This is a genomic window from Streptomyces hilarionis (genome assembly GCF_024539675.1).
GTDB classification, from domain to species: Bacteria; Actinomycetota; Actinomycetes; order Streptomycetales; family Streptomycetaceae; genus Streptomyces; species Streptomyces hilarionis.
Genome location: NZ_JAHHIT010000102.1, coordinates 17,514 through 33,776 on the forward strand (window position 1 = coordinate 17,514; position 16,263 = coordinate 33,776).

The 16,263-nt window shown below is 71.9% G+C and carries 13 protein-coding genes; 7 read left to right on the forward strand and 6 right to left on the reverse strand.

Features of this window, described 5'->3' with window-relative positions:
• The first annotated feature begins 331 nt into the window (after nt 1–331).
• Nucleotides 332–880 (forward strand): bacterial proteasome activator family protein, encoded by a 549-nt coding sequence (locus tag KMS84_RS24340; protein ID WP_285893913.1) that lies wholly within the window; start codon nt 332–334, stop codon nt 878–880.
• A 139-nt stretch (nt 881–1,019) separates the two neighbouring features.
• Here the strand turns inward: KMS84_RS24340 and KMS84_RS24345 are convergent, their stop codons facing one another.
• Nucleotides 1,020–2,636, reverse strand: coding sequence for a Stk1 family PASTA domain-containing Ser/Thr kinase (locus tag KMS84_RS24345; RefSeq protein ID WP_256918564.1), 1,617 nt, complete (start codon nt 2,634–2,636; stop codon nt 1,020–1,022).
• A gap of 412 nt (nt 2,637–3,048) precedes the next feature.
• Between KMS84_RS24345 and KMS84_RS24350 the strand changes: the two genes are divergently transcribed.
• On the forward strand, nt 3,049–4,575 hold the full coding sequence (locus tag KMS84_RS24350) for a protein kinase domain-containing protein (RefSeq protein ID WP_438818978.1): 1,527 nt from the start codon (nt 3,049–3,051) through the stop codon (nt 4,573–4,575).
• A gap of 117 nt (nt 4,576–4,692) precedes the next feature.
• Here KMS84_RS24350 and KMS84_RS24355 read toward each other — a convergent pair whose 3' ends face one another.
• The gene (locus KMS84_RS24355) at nt 4,693–6,048 is read right to left on the reverse strand and encodes a phosphotransferase (protein ID WP_368860710.1); all 1,356 of its coding nucleotides are present in this window, start codon (nt 6,046–6,048) and stop codon (nt 4,693–4,695) included.
• Between the two features lie 576 nt (nt 6,049–6,624).
• On the opposite strand from KMS84_RS24355, the gene pdhA reads away from it, so the two are divergent.
• From pdhA to KMS84_RS24370, 3 genes are read left to right on the forward strand one after another with little or no spacing between them, the layout of a single operon-like run.
• Entirely contained in the window at nt 6,625–7,845 is a 1,221-nt protein-coding gene (pdhA, locus tag KMS84_RS24360; protein WP_256918565.1) for a pyruvate dehydrogenase (acetyl-transferring) E1 component subunit alpha, read from the forward strand.
• 1 nt (nt 7,846) lies between these two features.
• Nucleotides 7,847–8,839, forward strand: coding sequence for an alpha-ketoacid dehydrogenase subunit beta (locus tag KMS84_RS24365; protein ID WP_256918566.1), 993 nt, complete (start codon nt 7,847–7,849; stop codon nt 8,837–8,839).
• Between the two features lie 10 nt (nt 8,840–8,849).
• The gene (locus KMS84_RS24370; protein ID WP_256918568.1) at nt 8,850–10,328 is read left to right on the forward strand and encodes a dihydrolipoamide acetyltransferase family protein; all 1,479 of its coding nucleotides are present in this window, start codon (nt 8,850–8,852) and stop codon (nt 10,326–10,328) included.
• 126 nt (nt 10,329–10,454) lie between these two features.
• Here KMS84_RS24370 and KMS84_RS24375 read toward each other — a convergent pair whose 3' ends face one another.
• Together KMS84_RS24375 and KMS84_RS24380 are read right to left on the reverse strand one after the other, a co-directional pair.
• Nucleotides 10,455–11,759 carry an MFS transporter gene (locus KMS84_RS24375; RefSeq protein WP_285893916.1) on the reverse strand — a complete coding sequence of 435 codons (1,305 nt, stop codon included), beginning with the start codon at nt 11,757–11,759 and terminating at the stop codon, nt 10,455–10,457.
• Nucleotides 11,760–11,764: 5 nt separating this feature from the next.
• On the reverse strand, nt 11,765–12,436 hold the full coding sequence (locus KMS84_RS24380; RefSeq protein ID WP_256918569.1) for a GntR family transcriptional regulator: 672 nt from the start codon (nt 12,434–12,436) through the stop codon (nt 11,765–11,767).
• Between the two features lie 255 nt (nt 12,437–12,691).
• Here KMS84_RS24380 and KMS84_RS24385 point away from each other — a divergent pair, with 255 nt between their 5' ends.
• Complete coding sequence (locus KMS84_RS24385; RefSeq protein ID WP_256918570.1) at nt 12,692–13,594, forward strand: D-alanyl-D-alanine carboxypeptidase family protein; 903 nt, start codon at nt 12,692–12,694, stop codon at nt 13,592–13,594.
• Between the two features lie 92 nt (nt 13,595–13,686).
• On the opposite strand, the gene KMS84_RS24390 is transcribed toward KMS84_RS24385, so the two are convergent.
• Nucleotides 13,687–14,511 carry a maleylpyruvate isomerase family mycothiol-dependent enzyme gene (locus KMS84_RS24390; RefSeq protein WP_256918571.1) on the reverse strand — a complete coding sequence of 275 codons (825 nt, stop codon included), beginning with the start codon at nt 14,509–14,511 and terminating at the stop codon, nt 13,687–13,689.
• Between the two features lie 226 nt (nt 14,512–14,737).
• On the opposite strand from KMS84_RS24390, the gene KMS84_RS24395 reads away from it, so the two are divergent.
• The gene (locus tag KMS84_RS24395; protein ID WP_256918572.1) at nt 14,738–15,583 is read left to right on the forward strand and encodes a carbon-nitrogen family hydrolase; all 846 of its coding nucleotides are present in this window, start codon (nt 14,738–14,740) and stop codon (nt 15,581–15,583) included.
• A gap of 4 nt (nt 15,584–15,587) precedes the next feature.
• Here the strand turns inward: KMS84_RS24395 and KMS84_RS24400 are convergent, their stop codons facing one another.
• Complete coding sequence (locus tag KMS84_RS24400; protein WP_256918573.1) at nt 15,588–16,091, reverse strand: LURP-one-related/scramblase family protein; 504 nt, start codon at nt 16,089–16,091, stop codon at nt 15,588–15,590.
• Between the last annotated feature and the right edge of the window lie 172 nt (nt 16,092–16,263).

Genomic DNA, 16,263 nt, shown 5'->3' on the forward strand with positions numbered 1-16,263 from the left:
GGAGGGGTGGGGTGTGGCCGACGCGGGCGCGTCGGCGTACGTCGGGACCCGTCCACGCGCCGAGCCGGCCGCGTACGACGCGACGCCCCCGTACGACAGCACCATGACTCCCGCCAGGGCCGTCACGGCCGCCCGTGCCCCACACTGTGCCCACTGCCTTGGAGTCACGTCCGTGACCCCCTCCCGATGACCGGTCGCCAAGAAAACACCCACCAAGCGTGGCATCGGCGAATTTTCGCCGCATTCCGGACTGCGCCGAACGGAAAGCGTGGATCACCTTTCGTGGAGGGCACCACGGTGATGAGGTGGGGTCGTGCGAGAGAATGACGGCATGGAGATGCCGAGGAACGAAAGGTCGCCGGAGAACGCCCAGAAGATCCTGGTCGTAGGCCAGGACGGCATGGCGCTCGGCGGCATCGACGCCGACGAGGACTCCCGTGAGATCCCGGTGACGGAGCAGGTCGAGCAGCCGGCGAAGGTCATGCGGATCGGAAGCATGATCAAGCAACTGCTGGAGGAGGTGCGCGCGGCCCCTCTGGACGAGGCGAGCCGGGCCCGGCTGAAGGAGATCCACTCGAGCTCGGTGAAGGAGCTGGAGGACGGTCTGGCCCCGGAGCTGGTGGAGGAGCTGGAGCGGCTGTCCCTGCCGTTCAACGAGGAGTCGACGCCGAGCGACGCGGAACTGCGCATCGCGCAGGCCCAGCTGGTCGGCTGGCTGGAGGGCCTCTTCCACGGCATCCAGACCACGCTCTTCGCGCAGCAGATGGCCGCGCGGGCCCAGCTGGAGCAGATGCGCCGCGCGCTGCCCCCCGGCGTGAGCCAGGAGGGCGCGGACGACCCGCGCGCCGCGGGCGGCCGGACGGGCGGTCCGTACCTGTAGCCGTCGCCGGTCGTCGGCAGTCGTCCGCAGTACTCGTCAAGGGCCCGGCGCACGCCGGGCCCTTTCCCATGGCTCCGCGGGCGGCCGGGTCACAGGACGGGGCGGGAGGCCGGACGGCGTCGGACGCGCCGTCCCGCCGTCACGCCGGGTTGCCGGTGGAGACCTTGAGCTCGATCTCCGGCATGTCCTTGGGGTCGACGTCCGTGCCGGCGGAGGGGAACTGGTCCATGACCGCGCCGTCGCCGTACGTGTTCTCGTCGATCTTCGTGATCTTGTACTGCCAGCCGGCGGCCTGGAAGCACGCCTTGACCGAACCGATGTACTTGAACCTGAAGTTCGGCACCCGGATCTTGTCGGGGTCGTTGTACGACTCCTGCGGCTCGGAGCACTCCGTCGACTCGATCGTCTTGGAGGTGTCCGGCGCGCGGTAGTCCGCCGCCTTCGTCGCCGCCGGCGAGGAACTCGTGGTCCTGCCGCCCTTGGCGTCGTCGCCCTTGCCGCCGCCCACGGTGAGGCTGGCGATCAGACCGCCGACCGCGACCACGGCGACGACGGCCGAGCCGACGAGGACCGGCTTGCTGCTCCTGCGACCGCCGCCCGAGGGCGCCGGGGTCGAGGGCTGCGGGCCGAGGTTGTACGGCGTGTGCGACGCCTGCTGGTTGTAGGCCGGGGCCGGCGTCTGGTAGCCGCCCTGCTGCGGGTAGCCGTAGGACGCGGCGGGCGTCGGCGCGCCGTAGGGGTTCGGGCCGGTCTGGTACGGCGTCTGCACGCTGCCCTGCGGCGGGGTGCCCTGGCCGACGGGCGGGAACACCGCGGACCCGACGCCCGCCCCGCTGGACGTCTGCGCGCCCGGGACGATGCTCGGCGGAGCCGGCTGGAAGGAGGCGGAGACGCGCAGGCACTCGTCGCGCATGGCGACCGCGGTCGGGAAGCGCTCGTTCGGGTTCTTCTTCAGCGCGCGGGCGACGAGCGCGTCGACGGCCGGCGGCAGGGCCCGGTTGATCGAGGAGGGAGCCACCGGCTCCTCCTGGACGTGCGCGTACGCGATCGCAAGCGGCGAATCCGCCTCGAACGGCAGCCGCCCGGTGACCAGTTGGAACAGCATGATGCCGACCGAGTACAGGTCGGACCGGGCGTCCACGCCGCGCCCGAGGGCCTGCTCGGGCGAGAGGTACTGGGGGGTTCCGACGACCATGCCGGTCTGCGTCATCGAGGTGACGCCGGACTGCATGGCCCGCGCGATGCCGAAGTCCATCACCTTGACCACGCCGCGCTTGGTCATCATCACGTTGCCGGGCTTGATGTCGCGGTGGACCAGCCCCATCTCGTGGCTGATCTCCAGCGCCGCCAGCACGTCCGCGGTGATCTTCAGCGCCTTGTCGGCCGGCATCGCGCCCTGGCGGTGCACGTCCTCATCGAGCACCGAGCCGAGCGGGCGGCCCTCGATGTACTCCATGACGATGTAGGGGGTGGTGAGCCCGTCCACGTCGTCCTCGCCCGTGTCGAAGACGGAGACGATGTTGGTGTGCGTGAGCTTGGCCACGGCCTGCGCCTCGCGGCGGAAGCGCTCGCGGAAGGCCTGCTCACGGCCCAGTTCGGTGTGCAGGGTCTTCACCGCGACCTGACGGTCGAGCACGGAGTCGTAGGCGAGGTGCACCGAGGCCATGCCGCCCTCGCCGAGCAAGTCGCGCAGCTGATACCGGCCGCCGGCGAGCGCCCGCCCCGCATACCGGCCCTGCGCGCCGTCCTGGCTCATCTTCTGCGTCCCCCGTTGGCCTCTGGCGCCGTTGACTGTCGTTGATCGGAAGTGCTAATCCCGGCCAAGTCTGCCGCAGGGCACCGACACGTCAAGTTCGGTGCCCGTTCCGTGACCCTACGAGAAAGAAGCGTCGCGGAAGCGTTACAGGTGCCGTACGGCCGGTACACGGAATTTGCACGGCTGCACGGAGTACCGATGTGACGGCCGGTCCGTCCCGGACCGGCGCCCGGGCCCGTCCCGGGGGTCGTCGCGGGGGTCGTCCCGGACCGGCGGCTTGCGCGGAGGCTGTAGCGTGGCCGACGGAGACCGTGACAACACCGCGCGCACCGCGGGCAGAAAACGACGGCGAGGACTGATGGCACAGCAGCGCGCTCAGGGCCCGTCCGACCCCGAGGCGACTGGCGGCGGTATGTCAGATGCGCCGGAGAACTGGGGCAACGGAGGGCTGGTCGGAGACGGCCGTTACCGACTGACCCGCAGACTCGGCCGGGGCGGCATGGCCGAGGTGTTCGCGGCCGAGGACGTACGCCTCGGCCGCACCGTCGCGGTCAAACTGCTGCGCGCCGACCTCGCCGAGGACCCCGTGTCCAAGGCCCGCTTCACGCGCGAGGCCCAGTCGGTGGCCGGCCTCAACCATCATGCGATCGTCGCCGTGTACGACTCCGGCGAGGACTTCGTGGGCGGCCAGAGCGTGCCGTACATCGTGATGGAGATCGTCGAGGGGCGCACGATCCGCGACCTCCTCCTCAACGCCGAGGCGCCGGGCCCCGAGCAGGCCCTGATCATCACCTCGGGGGTGCTGGAGGCGCTCGCCTACTCGCACCAGCACGGCATCGTGCACCGTGACATCAAGCCGGCCAACGTGATCATCACGCACAACGGCGCCGTCAAGGTGATGGACTTCGGCATCGCGCGCGCCCTGCACGGCGCGTCCACGACGATGACGCAGACCGGCATGGTCATGGGCACCCCCCAGTACCTCTCGCCGGAGCAGGCGCTCGGCAAGGCCGTCGACCACCGCTCCGACCTGTACGCCACCGGCTGTCTGCTGTACGAGCTCCTGGCGCTGCGGCCCCCCTTCACCGGCGAGACGCCGCTGTCGGTCGTCTACCAGCATGTGCAGGACATCCCGGTGCCGCCGTCGCAGACCTCGGGCGGCGAGTGCCCGCCGGAGCTGGACGGCCTGGTCATGCGCTCGCTCGCCAAGGATCCCGACGACCGTTTCCAGACGGCGGAGGAGATGCGCGGCCTGGTCCAGTACGGCCTGCAGATGCTGTACGACCAGGGCGGCCACACCGGTACCTGGAACACCGGGCCGGTGGGGGCGGCGGGCGCCGCGGGCGCGGCCGCCGGGGGCTTCGCGAGCACGACGTCCGTGCTGCCGCACGGCGCCGACGGCTCCAGCACCTCGCAGATCCCGCAGCCGATCCTGCCCACCGGCTACGGAGGCGGCGACGACGGCGGTTTCGAGGGGCACGGGAACCGGGGCAGCGGCCGCGGCAAGCTGTGGATCCTCGCCGTCTTCGCGGTGATCGCCATCGCCGCGGGCGTCGCGCTGGCGCTCAACAACAAGAGCGACGGCACCGGCGGGGACGGGACCTCTCCATCGCCGTCCGCCTCGCCGTCGGTGTCGGACAGCGCCCCGAGCGAGAAGCCCAGCGCCGAGGAGAGCGAGACGTCCAGCGGCGACTCCTCGGACGACAACACCGGTTCGAACAACAACCAGAACTACTCGCCGTCGTACTCGCCGTCGTACTCGCCGTCCTCGTCGCCGTCCTCGTCGGCCAGCGGCGAGCCGACCGGCGAGGAGAGCAGCCAGCCCCCGGACGAGCCGAGCGGCACGCCGTCGGAGCCGAGCGCGCCGGCCACGGGCAACGAGACGGGCGGGACGGACCAGGGCAACACCACCCTCGGCGGAGGTCTCGGCGGCGGGTGACCGGGCCGGCCGCCCCGGGGCCCGTTGTTCCCTCCACGCGCGCGTGGACCCTGCCCGGGTCCCGCGCGCGTGCGCAGGTGACCCGGAGAAGACCGGTGGACCCGCGCCACGGCCAGGTCAATCCGTGAAGGCCTCCCGGACGGCGTCGTACTCCCGGGTCCACCACACGGCGAGCGCCGAGGACGCCGGGAACTGGGAGTCCGCGCGGGTGTCGCCGCGCTCGTAGCGCCAGCGCAGCATCCAGAAGTCGTTGAGCCGCTCCCACCACACGCGGTGGACGGCCGCCGCGAGTTCGGCGGGTGAGGCCCCCGCCGCCCGCCGGTACGCGCGTGCGTACTGCCTCGCCTTCGGCAGATCGAGCGTGCCGTCGGGCCGGACGAAGAAGATGACGGCCGCGCGGACGGCCTCCTCCGCGCGGGGCTGCACCCCCAGCCGGTCCCAGTCGACGATGGCGGCCGGGGCGTCACCGCGGTAGAGCAGGTTGAAGGGGTGGAAGTCCCCGTGGACCCAGCCGACCGGGCCGCCGTGCGGGGGCCGTCGGTCGGCGTGCCGTTCCAGCAGCCGCCGCCGCTCCAGGAGGCGGTGGCGGGCGAGCTCGTCGAAGGAGTCGGCGGGGCGGTGGCGTCGCACGCGGGCGAGAAGGTCGTCGATGAGGACGAAGGTGTCCGCCGGGTCGGGGCTCGCGGCGAGGGCGTCGGGCCGGCCGGGAGCGGGGGACGAGCCGTGCGGACCGGTCCCGCTCCGGGCCGCCGGATCGGGCCGGACGGCCGCGCCGACGAGGGAGGCCGGGGCGTCGGCCGCCTCGGGCCCGCCGGGGAGGTCGAGGACGTCGAGGACAGCCTCGGAGACGGCCTCGGAGCCGGGGGTGACACGGCCCGCGGAAGAAGAGGGGTCCGCACGGGCCGCCGGGCCGCTTGCGGGCGGGGCCGCCTCGGCGGGAGTCACGGGCCCCGGTCGGGGGGCGTGCTCCGCGTGGAAAGCGCGCCCGGCCGAGGTGGTGCGCTCCGGTTCGCGCGCCGGAGGCACCCGCTCTCCGCGCCCCGGCGACGGCTGCCGGGCCGGCGTGCGCATCACGTGCTCCAGGCCGGTGTGCACCACGCCGAGCAGCGCTCCCAGGCGGCCGCACTGGCCGGGAGTGAGCTGGGAGCCGTGGCGGTGGCGGCCCTCGACCCAGGGATGCAGGGCGTAGGCGTGGCCGCCGACGACGGCGACCGTCCGGCCGTCCCGTCCGGGCAGCGGCAGGGCGATCGGGACGCCCAGATCGGCCAGGCGCTCGGTGACCCGGTGCCGGCGGGCGATCGACGCGGGGTCGGCGGTGTCCGGGTCGACATGGTGTTTGAGGAAGTAGCGCCCGCGGGTGGTGCGCAGCCGGTACCCGCGGTTGAGCAGGCCTTCCGCCACGGGCTCGCAGGCGAGCGCGGAGCCGGCGGCGTACCGGTGGAGCAGCGCGCCCAGAGGGGGCGCGTGGGGCACTGAGGGGGGTACACAGGAGCGCGGCACGCGCCCGATGCTAGGCCACCGCACGCGCCTGTGAGCTGGGCGTTGTCACAGATGGTCACCGTTCGACAACAGGAGTCACGGACGGTCGCGTCAGGTCGTGTCGAAGCCCGGTCCGCGGGCGTCGGCCGGGGGTCCGCCGAGCGGGTCGCCCGGTGCCCCCGAAGGCCCGCGAACCGCCCGTCCACCCGCCCGAACGGCCGCAGGTCGCTTTCCGAGGGCTCTTCCCGTGGCGCGGGTGGCCGGGATAACGTGCCGTTGCTCCGGCCTCCTGCAAGGCTGTGACCAGGCTCCTTCCCGACTTTGCCGATTTACTTGGAAATCCAAGCAAAAACGCAGGTCAGGAGGGGTTTCACAGAAATGTGACGCACTGGGTAACGTGTCGATCGCAGGGCGCTCGCCGGGGCACCTGTCACGCCTGGTCCGACCGAGTGACACCCACCCCGTGCACGGGTGTCGGAAACAGGTGAGCCGCTCCCTCAGGCTCGTGGAGAGCCGAGGGGACCCCAGCCACCCGGCGACCCCGGGGGCCGGACCGACGGAGGAGCACACGTGACCGTGGAGAGCACTGCCGCGCACAAGCCGCGACGCAGCGCCGGAAGCAAGGCCGGCGCCGGCGGGACCGAGCGCGCCCGCACCACCGCGAGGAAGAGCGCCGAGCCCGAGCTCGTGCAGCTGCTGACGCCGGAGGGCAAGCGGGTCAAGAACGCCAAGAACGCCGAGTACGCCAAGTACGTCTCCGGTGTCACCCCCGAAGACCTCCGCGGCCTCTACCGCGACATGGTGCTCACCCGCCGCTTCGACGCCGAGGCGACCGCCCTGCAACGCCAGGGCGAACTGGGCCTGTGGGCCTCCCTGCTCGGCCAGGAGGCCGCTCAGATCGGCTCGGGCCGGGCCACCCGTGAGGACGACTACGTCTTCCCGACCTACCGCGAACACGGCGTCGCCTGGTGCCGCGGGGTCGACCCGACCAACCTGCTCGGCATGTTCCGCGGCGTGAACAACGGCGGCTGGGACCCCAACGGCAACAACTTCCACCTGTACACCATCGTCATCGGATCCCAGACGCTGCACGCGACCGGGTACGCGATGGGCGTCGCCAAGGACGGCGCGGACAGCGCGGTCATCGCCTACTTCGGCGACGGCGCCTCCAGCCAGGGCGACGTGGCGGAGTCCTTCACCTTCTCGGCCGTCTACAACGCGCCGGTGGTGTTCTTCTGCCAGAACAACCAGTGGGCGATCTCCGAGCCCACCGAGAAGCAGACCCGCGTCCCGCTCTACCAGCGCGCGCAGGGCTACGGCTTCCCCGGCGTCCGCGTCGACGGCAACGACGTCCTGGCCTGCCTCGCCGTCACCCGGTGGGCGCTGGAGCGGGCCCGCAACGGCGAGGGCCCCACCCTCGTCGAGGCCTACACGTACCGCATGGGCGCCCACACCACCTCCGACGACCCGACGAAGTACCGGGCCGACGAGGAGCGCGAGGCGTGGGAGGCGAAGGACCCGATCCTGCGCCTGCGCCGCCACCTGGAGGCCTCAAACCACACGGACGAGTCGTTCTTCGCGGAACTCGAGGCGGAGAGCGAGGCGTTGGGCAGGCGAGTGCGCGAAGCGGTCCGCGCCATGCCGGACCCGGACCGTTTCGCGATCTTCGAGAACGTGTACGCGGACGGACACGCGCTGGTCGACGAGGAGCGCGCGCAGTTCGCCGCGTACCAGGCGTCGTTCGCGACGGAATCCGAGAGCGGCTTCGCCGCGGGCACGGGGGGAAACTGAGATGGCGGACACCGCGAGCACCAAGAACCTGGCCCTGGCCAAGGCGATCAACGAGTCGCTGCGCCACGCCCTGGAGGCGGACCCCAAGGTCCTGATCATGGGTGAGGACGTCGGCAAGCTCGGCGGCGTCTTCCGGGTCACCGACGGCCTTCAGAAGGACTTCGGCGAGAGCCGCGTCATCGACACCCCGCTCGCCGAGTCGGGCATCGTGGGCACCGCGATCGGGCTGGCCCTGCGCGGCTACCGCCCGGTGGTGGAGATCCAGTTCGACGGCTTCGTCTTCCCCGCCTACGACCAGATCGTCACCCAGCTCGCCAAGATGCACGCGCGTTCGCTGGGCAAGGTCAAGCTGCCGGTCGTCGTGCGCATCCCCTACGGCGGCGGCATCGGCGCGGTCGAGCACCACTCCGAGTCGCCCGAAGCGCTCTTCGCGCACGTGTCCGGCCTGAAGATCGTCTCGCCGTCCAACGCGTCCGACGCGTACTGGATGATGCAGCAGGCCATCCAGAGCGACGACCCGGTGATCTTCTTCGAGCCCAAGCGGCGCTACTGGGACAAGGCCGAGGTCAACACGGAGGCCATCCCCGGCCCGCTGCACAAGGCCCGGGTCGTCCGCGAGGGCACGGACCTGACCCTCGTCGCCTACGGCCCGATGGTGAAGCTCTGCCAGGAGGTCGCCGCCGCGGCCGCCGAGGAGGGCAAGAACCTGGAGGTCGTGGACCTGCGTTCGGTGTCCCCGCTGGACTTCGACTCGATCCAGACGTCGGTGGAGAAGACCCGCCGCCTGGTCGTCGTCCACGAGGCGCCGGTGTTCTTCGGCTCGGGCGCGGAGATCGCCGCCCGGATCACCGAGCGCTGCTTCTACCACCTGGAGGCCCCGGTTCTGCGGGTGGGCGGCTACCACGCCCCGTACCCGCCGGCGCGCCTGGAGGAGGAGTACCTGCCGGGCCTGGACCGGGTGCTCGACGCCGTCGACCGTGCCCTGGCGTACTGAGGAGAAGGTCGTGACGACGATGACGGAAGCGTCCGTACGCGAGTTCAAGATGCCCGACGTGGGCGAGGGACTCACCGAGGCCGAGATCCTCAAGTGGTACGTCCAGCCGGGCGACACGGTCACGGACGGCCAGGTGGTCTGCGAGGTCGAGACCGCCAAGGCCGCCGTGGAACTGCCCATCCCCTACGACGGCGTCGTGCGCTCGCTGCACTTCCCCGAGGGCACCACGGTCGACGTGGGCACGTCGATCATCGCGGTGGACGTGGCGGGCGGCGCGGGCGCCGCTCCGGTCGCCGAGGTGCCGGCGCAGGCCCCCGCGCAGCCGCAGGCCGCCCCGCAGACGCCCCGGCCCGCGGCCGACACGGCGTCGGTCGCGCAGCCCGAGGCGGCGAAGCCGGCGGGTTCGGGCCGCCAGCCGGTGCTCGTCGGCTACGGCGTGGCGGTGTCCTCCACCAAGCGCCGGCCGCGCAAGGGCCCGGAGATCACCGTCCCGAAGGTCCCGGACACCGTCCAGGCGGAACTGAACGGCCACGGCGGCGCGAGCGCCGTGCGGGAGCGTCCGCTGGCCAAGCCGCCGGTCCGCAAGCTGGCCAAGGACCTGGGCGTCGACCTCGCCACCGTGGTGCCGTCCGGTCCCGACGGGATCATCACCCGTGAGGACGTCCACGCGGCGGCGGCGGCCCCGGCCCCCGCGGCCGCACCGGCCGCCGCGCCGGTGGCCGCCGCCCCGGCCGCACCGGCCCCGGTCACGGCCCCCGCGGTCGCGCCGGCGGCGTCGTACGACACGGCACGCGAGACGCGCGTCCCGGTCAAGGGCGTGCGCAAGGCGACGGCGGCGGCGATGGTCGGCTCGGCGTTCACCGCGCCGCACGTCACGGAGTTCGTGACGATCGACGTGACCCGCACGCTCAAGCTCGTCGAGGAGCTCAAGCAGGACAAGGACATGGCGGGCCTGCGGGTCAACCCGCTGCTGCTCATCGCCAAGGCCCTGCTGATCGCCGTCAAGCGCCACCCGGAGATCAACGCGTCCTGGGACGAGGCGGCGCAGGAGATCGTGGTCAAGCACTACGTCAACCTGGGCATCGCGGCGGCCACCCCCCGGGGTCTGCTGGTCCCGAACATCAAGGACGCCCACGCCATGACGCTGCCGCAACTGGCGGAGTCCCTCGGCGAACTGGTGTCCACGGCGAGGGAGGGCAGGACGTCCCCCGCCGCCATGCAGGGCGGCACGGTGACCATCACCAACGTCGGCGTCTTCGGAGTCGACACCGGCACCCCGATCCTCAACCCCGGCGAGTCCGCGATCCTCGCGATCGGCGCGATCAAGCTCCAGCCGTGGGTCCACAAGGGCAAGGTCAAGCCCCGTCAGGTCACCACCCTGGCGCTGAGCTTCGACCACCGCCTCGTGGACGGGGAACTGGGCTCCAAGGTGCTGGCCGACGTCGCCGCGATCCTGGAGCGGCCGAAGAAGCTGATCACCTGGGGCTGAGCGCAACGGCCCGGCGGAGGGAGCCGCGCCCCGTGGTGACGGGACGCGGCGCCCCTTCGGCGGGCCGCCGGGAAGGGCGTCCGTTCCTTCTCGGGGCTCCCGCCGGGACGTGCACCGTCTCGGGCCTCAGGCCGGGACGTGCACCGTCTCCACCCGGCTCGCCACCAGCCGCTCCCGTTCCCGCCGGGCCGCCCGCCTGCGCAGGCGCAGGATCTGGCTGACGCCGAGCGCCTGGAGGACGAAGACGCAGGAGAAGGCGAGCGTGTAGTCGTCGCCGGTCGCGTCCAGCAGCACGCCGATCGCGAAGAGCGTCGTCATGGACGCCACGAAGCCGCCCATGTTGGTGATGCCGGAGGCCGTTCCCTGGCGCTCGGGAGGGTTCGCCGGCCGCGCGAAGTCGAACCCGAGCATGCTGGCCGGCCCGCACGCGCCGAGAACCGAACAGAGCACCACGAGCAGCCACATCGGCGCGCGGTCGCCGGGGTGGAACAGCGTCACCGCCCACACCAGGGCCGTCGCGCCGACCGTGCCCAGGGCCAGCGGCAGCCGCGCCCCGTGGTGACGGGCGACGACCTGGCCGTAGACCAGGCCCACGACCATGTTGCTCAGGACCACCAGCGTGAGGAGCTCACCGGCCGTGGCCCGGGTCAGCCCCTGCGCCTGGACCAGGAACGGAAGCCCCCACAGCAGCAGGAACACCATCGCGGGGAACTGGGTGGTGAAGTGCACCCACAGGCCCAGCCGGGTGCCCGGCTCCCGCCAGGAGGCGGCGATCTGGCCGCGGACGTAGGCCGCGCCCCGGTGCGGGAACGGCTCGGGCTCGTGCCCCTGGGGGTGGTCCTTCAGGAAGAGCAGCAGCAGGACCAGCACCACCACGCCCGCCACCGCGCTGCCCGCGAAGGCCGCCGTCCAGCCGACGCCGTGCAGCAGACGGGCCAGGACGAGCGTGGACACGAGGTTGCCCGCCATCCCCGCCAGGCCGGCGAGCTGGGCGACCATCGGACCGCGCCGGGCCGGGAACCAGCGGGACCCGAGCCGCAGCACGCTGATGAACGTCATCGCGTCCCCGCAGCCCAGCAGGGCGCGGGAGGCGAGGGCCGTGCCGTAGGACGGGGAGAAGGCGAAGCCGAGCTGGCCGGCCGTGAACAGCACCACGCCGATGGTCAGCACCTTCTTGGTGCCCAGCCGGTCGACCAGCAGGCCCACCGGTATCTGCATCCCGGCGTAGACGAGGAGTTGCAGGATCGAGAACGTCGACAGGGCCGAGGCGTTCACCTGGAAGCGGTCGGCGGCGTCGAGCCCGGCCACCCCCAGCGACGTGCGGAAGATGACCGCGACGAAGTAGACCGAGACGCCGATCCCCCACACGGCGATGGCGCGCCGTCCGCCGGGAGGGTCACCCGGAAGGGTGGAGTTCACGCCGCGGGGCAGGGAGCTCACCGGACCTCCCCGCGGGCGAGGTGGGAGAACCAGCCGATGTGCCGGTGCACGAGCTCGACCGCCCGCTCGGCGTCGCCGGAGCGCAGCGCCTGGAGGATCTCCGCGTGCTCGGTGAGGGTCTTGGCGATCCGGTCGGGGTGCGAGTGCAGGACGGCGACGCCCATCCGCAGCTGGCGGTCGCGGAGCTGGTCGTAGAGCCGGGACAGGATCTCGTTGCCGCCGCTGCGGACGATCTCGGCGTGGAAGCAGCGGTCCGTCACGGCGGCCGCGGCCAGGTCGCCCGCGGCGGCCTGCTCCCGCTGCTGGGCGAGCAGTTCCTCCAGGCGTGCGACGAGTGCGGGCGGCGCGGGAACGGCCTTGCGCGCCGCGTGCTCCTCGACCAGCAGGCGGGTCTCCACGACGTCGGCGATCTCCTGCGCGGAGACCGGCAGGACCAGCGCGCCCTTCTTCGGGTAGAGCTTGATGAGTCCTTCCGCCTCCAGCCGCAGCAGCGCCTCGCGCACCGGTGTGCGCGAGACCCCCACGGCCTCGGCGAGCTCCCCCTCGGTGAGAAGGGCCCCGCCTTCGTAACGGCGGTCCAGGACACCCTGTTTGACGTGGGCGTACACGCGGTCGGCGGCGGGCGGCTGCTTGACGGGGACGGGGGCCGGCGGAGCTGAGGACTGCATGCCCACAGGATAGATACAACGCGTACGCATGCGGGGGCCGGTCCAGGATGCGGACCCGCGGACGGGGTCCGAAGGGGTTCGGCGGGCGTCGGCGGGTGGGGTCCGGGTAAGGGGCGGATCAAGTAATCGGAAATTCTGCCCGGCAGACGCACAACTTTGTGTGCTACTTACGTGTCACACATGTGCGGCCCACCTCTTTCCCCCTATGAACTTGGCCGCACCGCAGGGGCATTCGACGTAATCGGGGTATTTCAGTTGATAACCGCCATCAAGGGCATCCGAGTCCGCAGGGCCGCGGCCGTCGCCGTCACCGCCGGCGCAGTGCTCGCGACCGGAGCCCTCACCGCGGCGCCCGCGCAGGCTGTCGCGACGCCCACGATCGCCGCCAAGACCGGCTTCGTGATGAACAACGCGACCGGTGCGGCGCTTTACAACAAGGGCATGGACACCACGATGTCCACCGGCTCCACCACCAAGATCATGACGGCGAACGTCGTGCTGTCGCAGACGAACCTGAACCTGGACACCAAGGTCGTCATCCAGAAGGCCTACAGCGACTACATCGTCGCGAACACCGCGTCGTCCGCGCGGCTGATCGTCGGCGACAAGGTCACGGTCCGTCAGCTGCTCTACGGGCTGATGCTGCCGTCGGGTTGCGACGCCGCGTACGCCCTCGCCGACAAGTTCGGCACGGGCACGACGCGGGCCGCGCGCGTGAAGAGCTTCATCGCCAAGATGAACGCCAAGGCCAAGACGCTCGGCATGACGAAGACGCACTTCGACTCGTTCGACGGCATCGGCAACGGGGCGAACTACTCGACCGCCAAGGACCTCACGAAGCTCGCCAGCAACTCGCTGAAGAACGCGAACTTCCGTGCGGTGGTCAAGACCAAGTCGTACACCGCCAAGACCGTCACCAAGACCGGCTCCATCCGCACCATGGGGGCCTGGACCAACACCAACACGCTGCTGAGCAGCTACAGCGGCGCCATCGGCGTGAAGACGGGCTCCGGCCCGGAGGCGAAGTACTGCCTCGTCTTCGCCGCCACCCGGGGCGGCAAGACCGTCGTGGGCACGGTGCTGGCGTCCACCAGCGTGACGGTGCGCGCCACCGACGCGACGAAGCTGCTGAACTACGGCTTCGCCAGGCTGGGCTGACCTCCGGTCACACCCTGAGCACCGACAGCGGGCCCGTCGTGATCGTCACGACGGGCCCGCTGTCGTCGCGAGGCGCACCCGGCCGGCGCCGGCTACCTGGTGACCGCGAAGTTCCGCAGGACGGCCGCCGTGAGCTCGGGCTCGCCCTCCGCCTTCACCCGGTCGGCCACCGCCTCCGCCGTCACCCGCCCGCAGGCCAGGCGGACGTACGTCTCCCAGTCGAGGGTGAACGCGGCGGCGGGCCCGAGCGCGGGCGCCGTCTCCAGGGTCCCGCGGCCCTGGATGTCGACGCGGATGGTGCGCAGGAACTCGATCGGGCCGTGCACGTCGAAGACGACCGCGGAGCTGCGCGGCGCGTCGGCCTTCTCGGCGACGACCGCCGGGAGCTCGGCGAGCAGCGCGTCCCGGGCGATGTGCGCGCCGGGGGAGTCGAGGTTGCCGGGCCGGCCCAGGGCGGTGCGCAGATCCTGTTCGTGCACCCACACGTTGAACGCGTGCAGCCGCATGGACTCCTCGAGCGTGAGCTCGGTGCCGAGCGGTCCGCGCACCACCGCCGTGGGCTGGCGCGACTCGTTGCGCAGCTGCCGGTTGCGGCGGATGACCGTGTACTCCAGCTCGGACGTCATCTCGGGGGCCGTGTGGTGGCGGCGGACGTCGACCTGCATCTCCATGTAGCGCTGGTAGTCGTTGGTGACGTGGAAGAGGTCGCGGGGCAGGGTGTGGATGGGACGAGGGTCGCCGTACATCTCGCAGTCCAGTCCGATGACGTGCGACACGATGTCGCGCACCGACCAGCCCGGGCAGGGCGTCCGGCGGTTCCAGTCCGCCTCCACCAGCGGTTCCACCAGCTCGGATATCGCTTCGATGGAGTGGGTCCAGGCGTCGGCGTAGGGCTGGAGGGTGGGATGCAGACTCACGGAAACGGGACCCCTCGGCGATCGGTACTCGGGTGGGCTGTGGCGGCGTTGCCAGCGGGAGCCGGCGCTGTCGGCGCTGTCGGCGGCGTCTCGGAACTCCCCCCGTTCTCGGCTGCGCTCGAATCGGGAGGACCCCCAAGTTACGCTGCTGTGAGGCACCCCGGCAGTGCTTTCGTGTGACGATCGTAGGCCCTGTGGGCTACTCGAATGCCAGGACGGTGGTAGTGTGCGCGCCTCTCTGATCCAGATCGCCGTAGAAGAGGGCGAATCGGTTGAATCGCGTCGGTCGAGGGCCGCCGCGCTGGTCCGGGAGCAGGCGGGCGTCGCCGACCTCGTGGTGCTCCCGGAGCTGTGGACGACGGGGGCGTTCGCCTACGAGGACTTCGCCGGCGAGGCCGAGTCGCTGGACGGGCCGACGGCCGAGGCGATGGCGAAGGCGGCGAGCGACGCGGGCGTGTGGCTGCACGCGGGCTCGATCCCGGAGCGGGCTCCGTCCGACGAGGCCCGCGCCGAGGGCGGCCACGGCGGCAGCGGCGGGGCCGGCAGCGCGCTGTACAACACGTCCCTCGTCTTCTCCCCCTCCGGCGAACTGGCCGCCTCCTACCGCAAGATCCACCGGTTCGGCTTCGACAAGGGCGAGGCCGTGCTGATGGCCGCGGGCGAGGACCTGGTGACGGTCGCTCTCCCGGAGACGACGCTGGGCGTCGCCACCTGCTACGACCTCCGTTTCCCCGAGCTGTTCCGCGGCCTCGTCGACGCCGGCGCCGAGACCCTGGTCGTCCCCGCGGGCTGGCCGGAGCGCCGCCGGGCGCACTGGACGCTGCTGGCTCAGGCGCGGGCGGTCGAGAACCAGGCGTTCGTGCTCGCGTGTGGAACGGCCGGGACGCACGCCGGAGTTCCGCAGGCGGGTCACTCGATCGTGGTCGATCCGTGGGGCGAGGTCCTCGCGGAGGCGGGAGCGGGCGAGGAGATCCTCACCGTCGACTTCGACCCGGCGAAGACGGCCGCGACCCGGGAGCAGTTCCCGGCCCTCAAGGACCGGGTGCTCGGCCTGCGGCCCCCGCGCCGGTGACGGCTCAGTCGTCGTCTCCGGCCCGCTCCTTGTCGGCGAGGTGGATCACGCACACCGACACGGCGATCAGCAGCGCCGTGTCGGCGTCCTCGCGCACGACGTCGACGCCGTAGGTCTCCCGCACGTGCAGCCATCGCCGGGAGACGACGGCCAGCAGTTCGCCGTCGTACTCGACGGCGAACTCCCGGTCGAGGATCCTCCCGCTGACGTCGAGCTCGGTGCGGCCGTCCGCCAGGGCCACCCGGTAGTGGTTGCGCAGCAGCGACAGCCGCTTGCGCCTGATCGTGGCCAGCGGCTCGCCGTTCCGCTCGATCACCATGGTGTCGCGCAGGGCGAACATCTTCTGGTGGATGTCGATCAGGACCTGCCCGCGGGTGTCCTTCAGCTCGAAGGTGTCGCGCAGCCGCATGGCCTTGCCGTCGACGAGGTAGACCTTGTTGCCTCGGTCGTCCTCGATCCAGTAGTCGTCACCGAACCCGAGGAGCCGGTCGCGCACGAGGAATCTCATACCGGTACTGCTTCCCCGGACCGGCGGCCGTCTCCCGGCGGTGAGGCGTTTTCCGGCCGCGGTTGACCCGTCTGCCGAACGCCGACGGACGTCCCCGGAGCGTGGGCGGCCGTCCTCCGGGAGCGCGTCGCCGCCGGGCGGCAAGGGCCGGGAGCGGAGGGAGGGAGGGAGG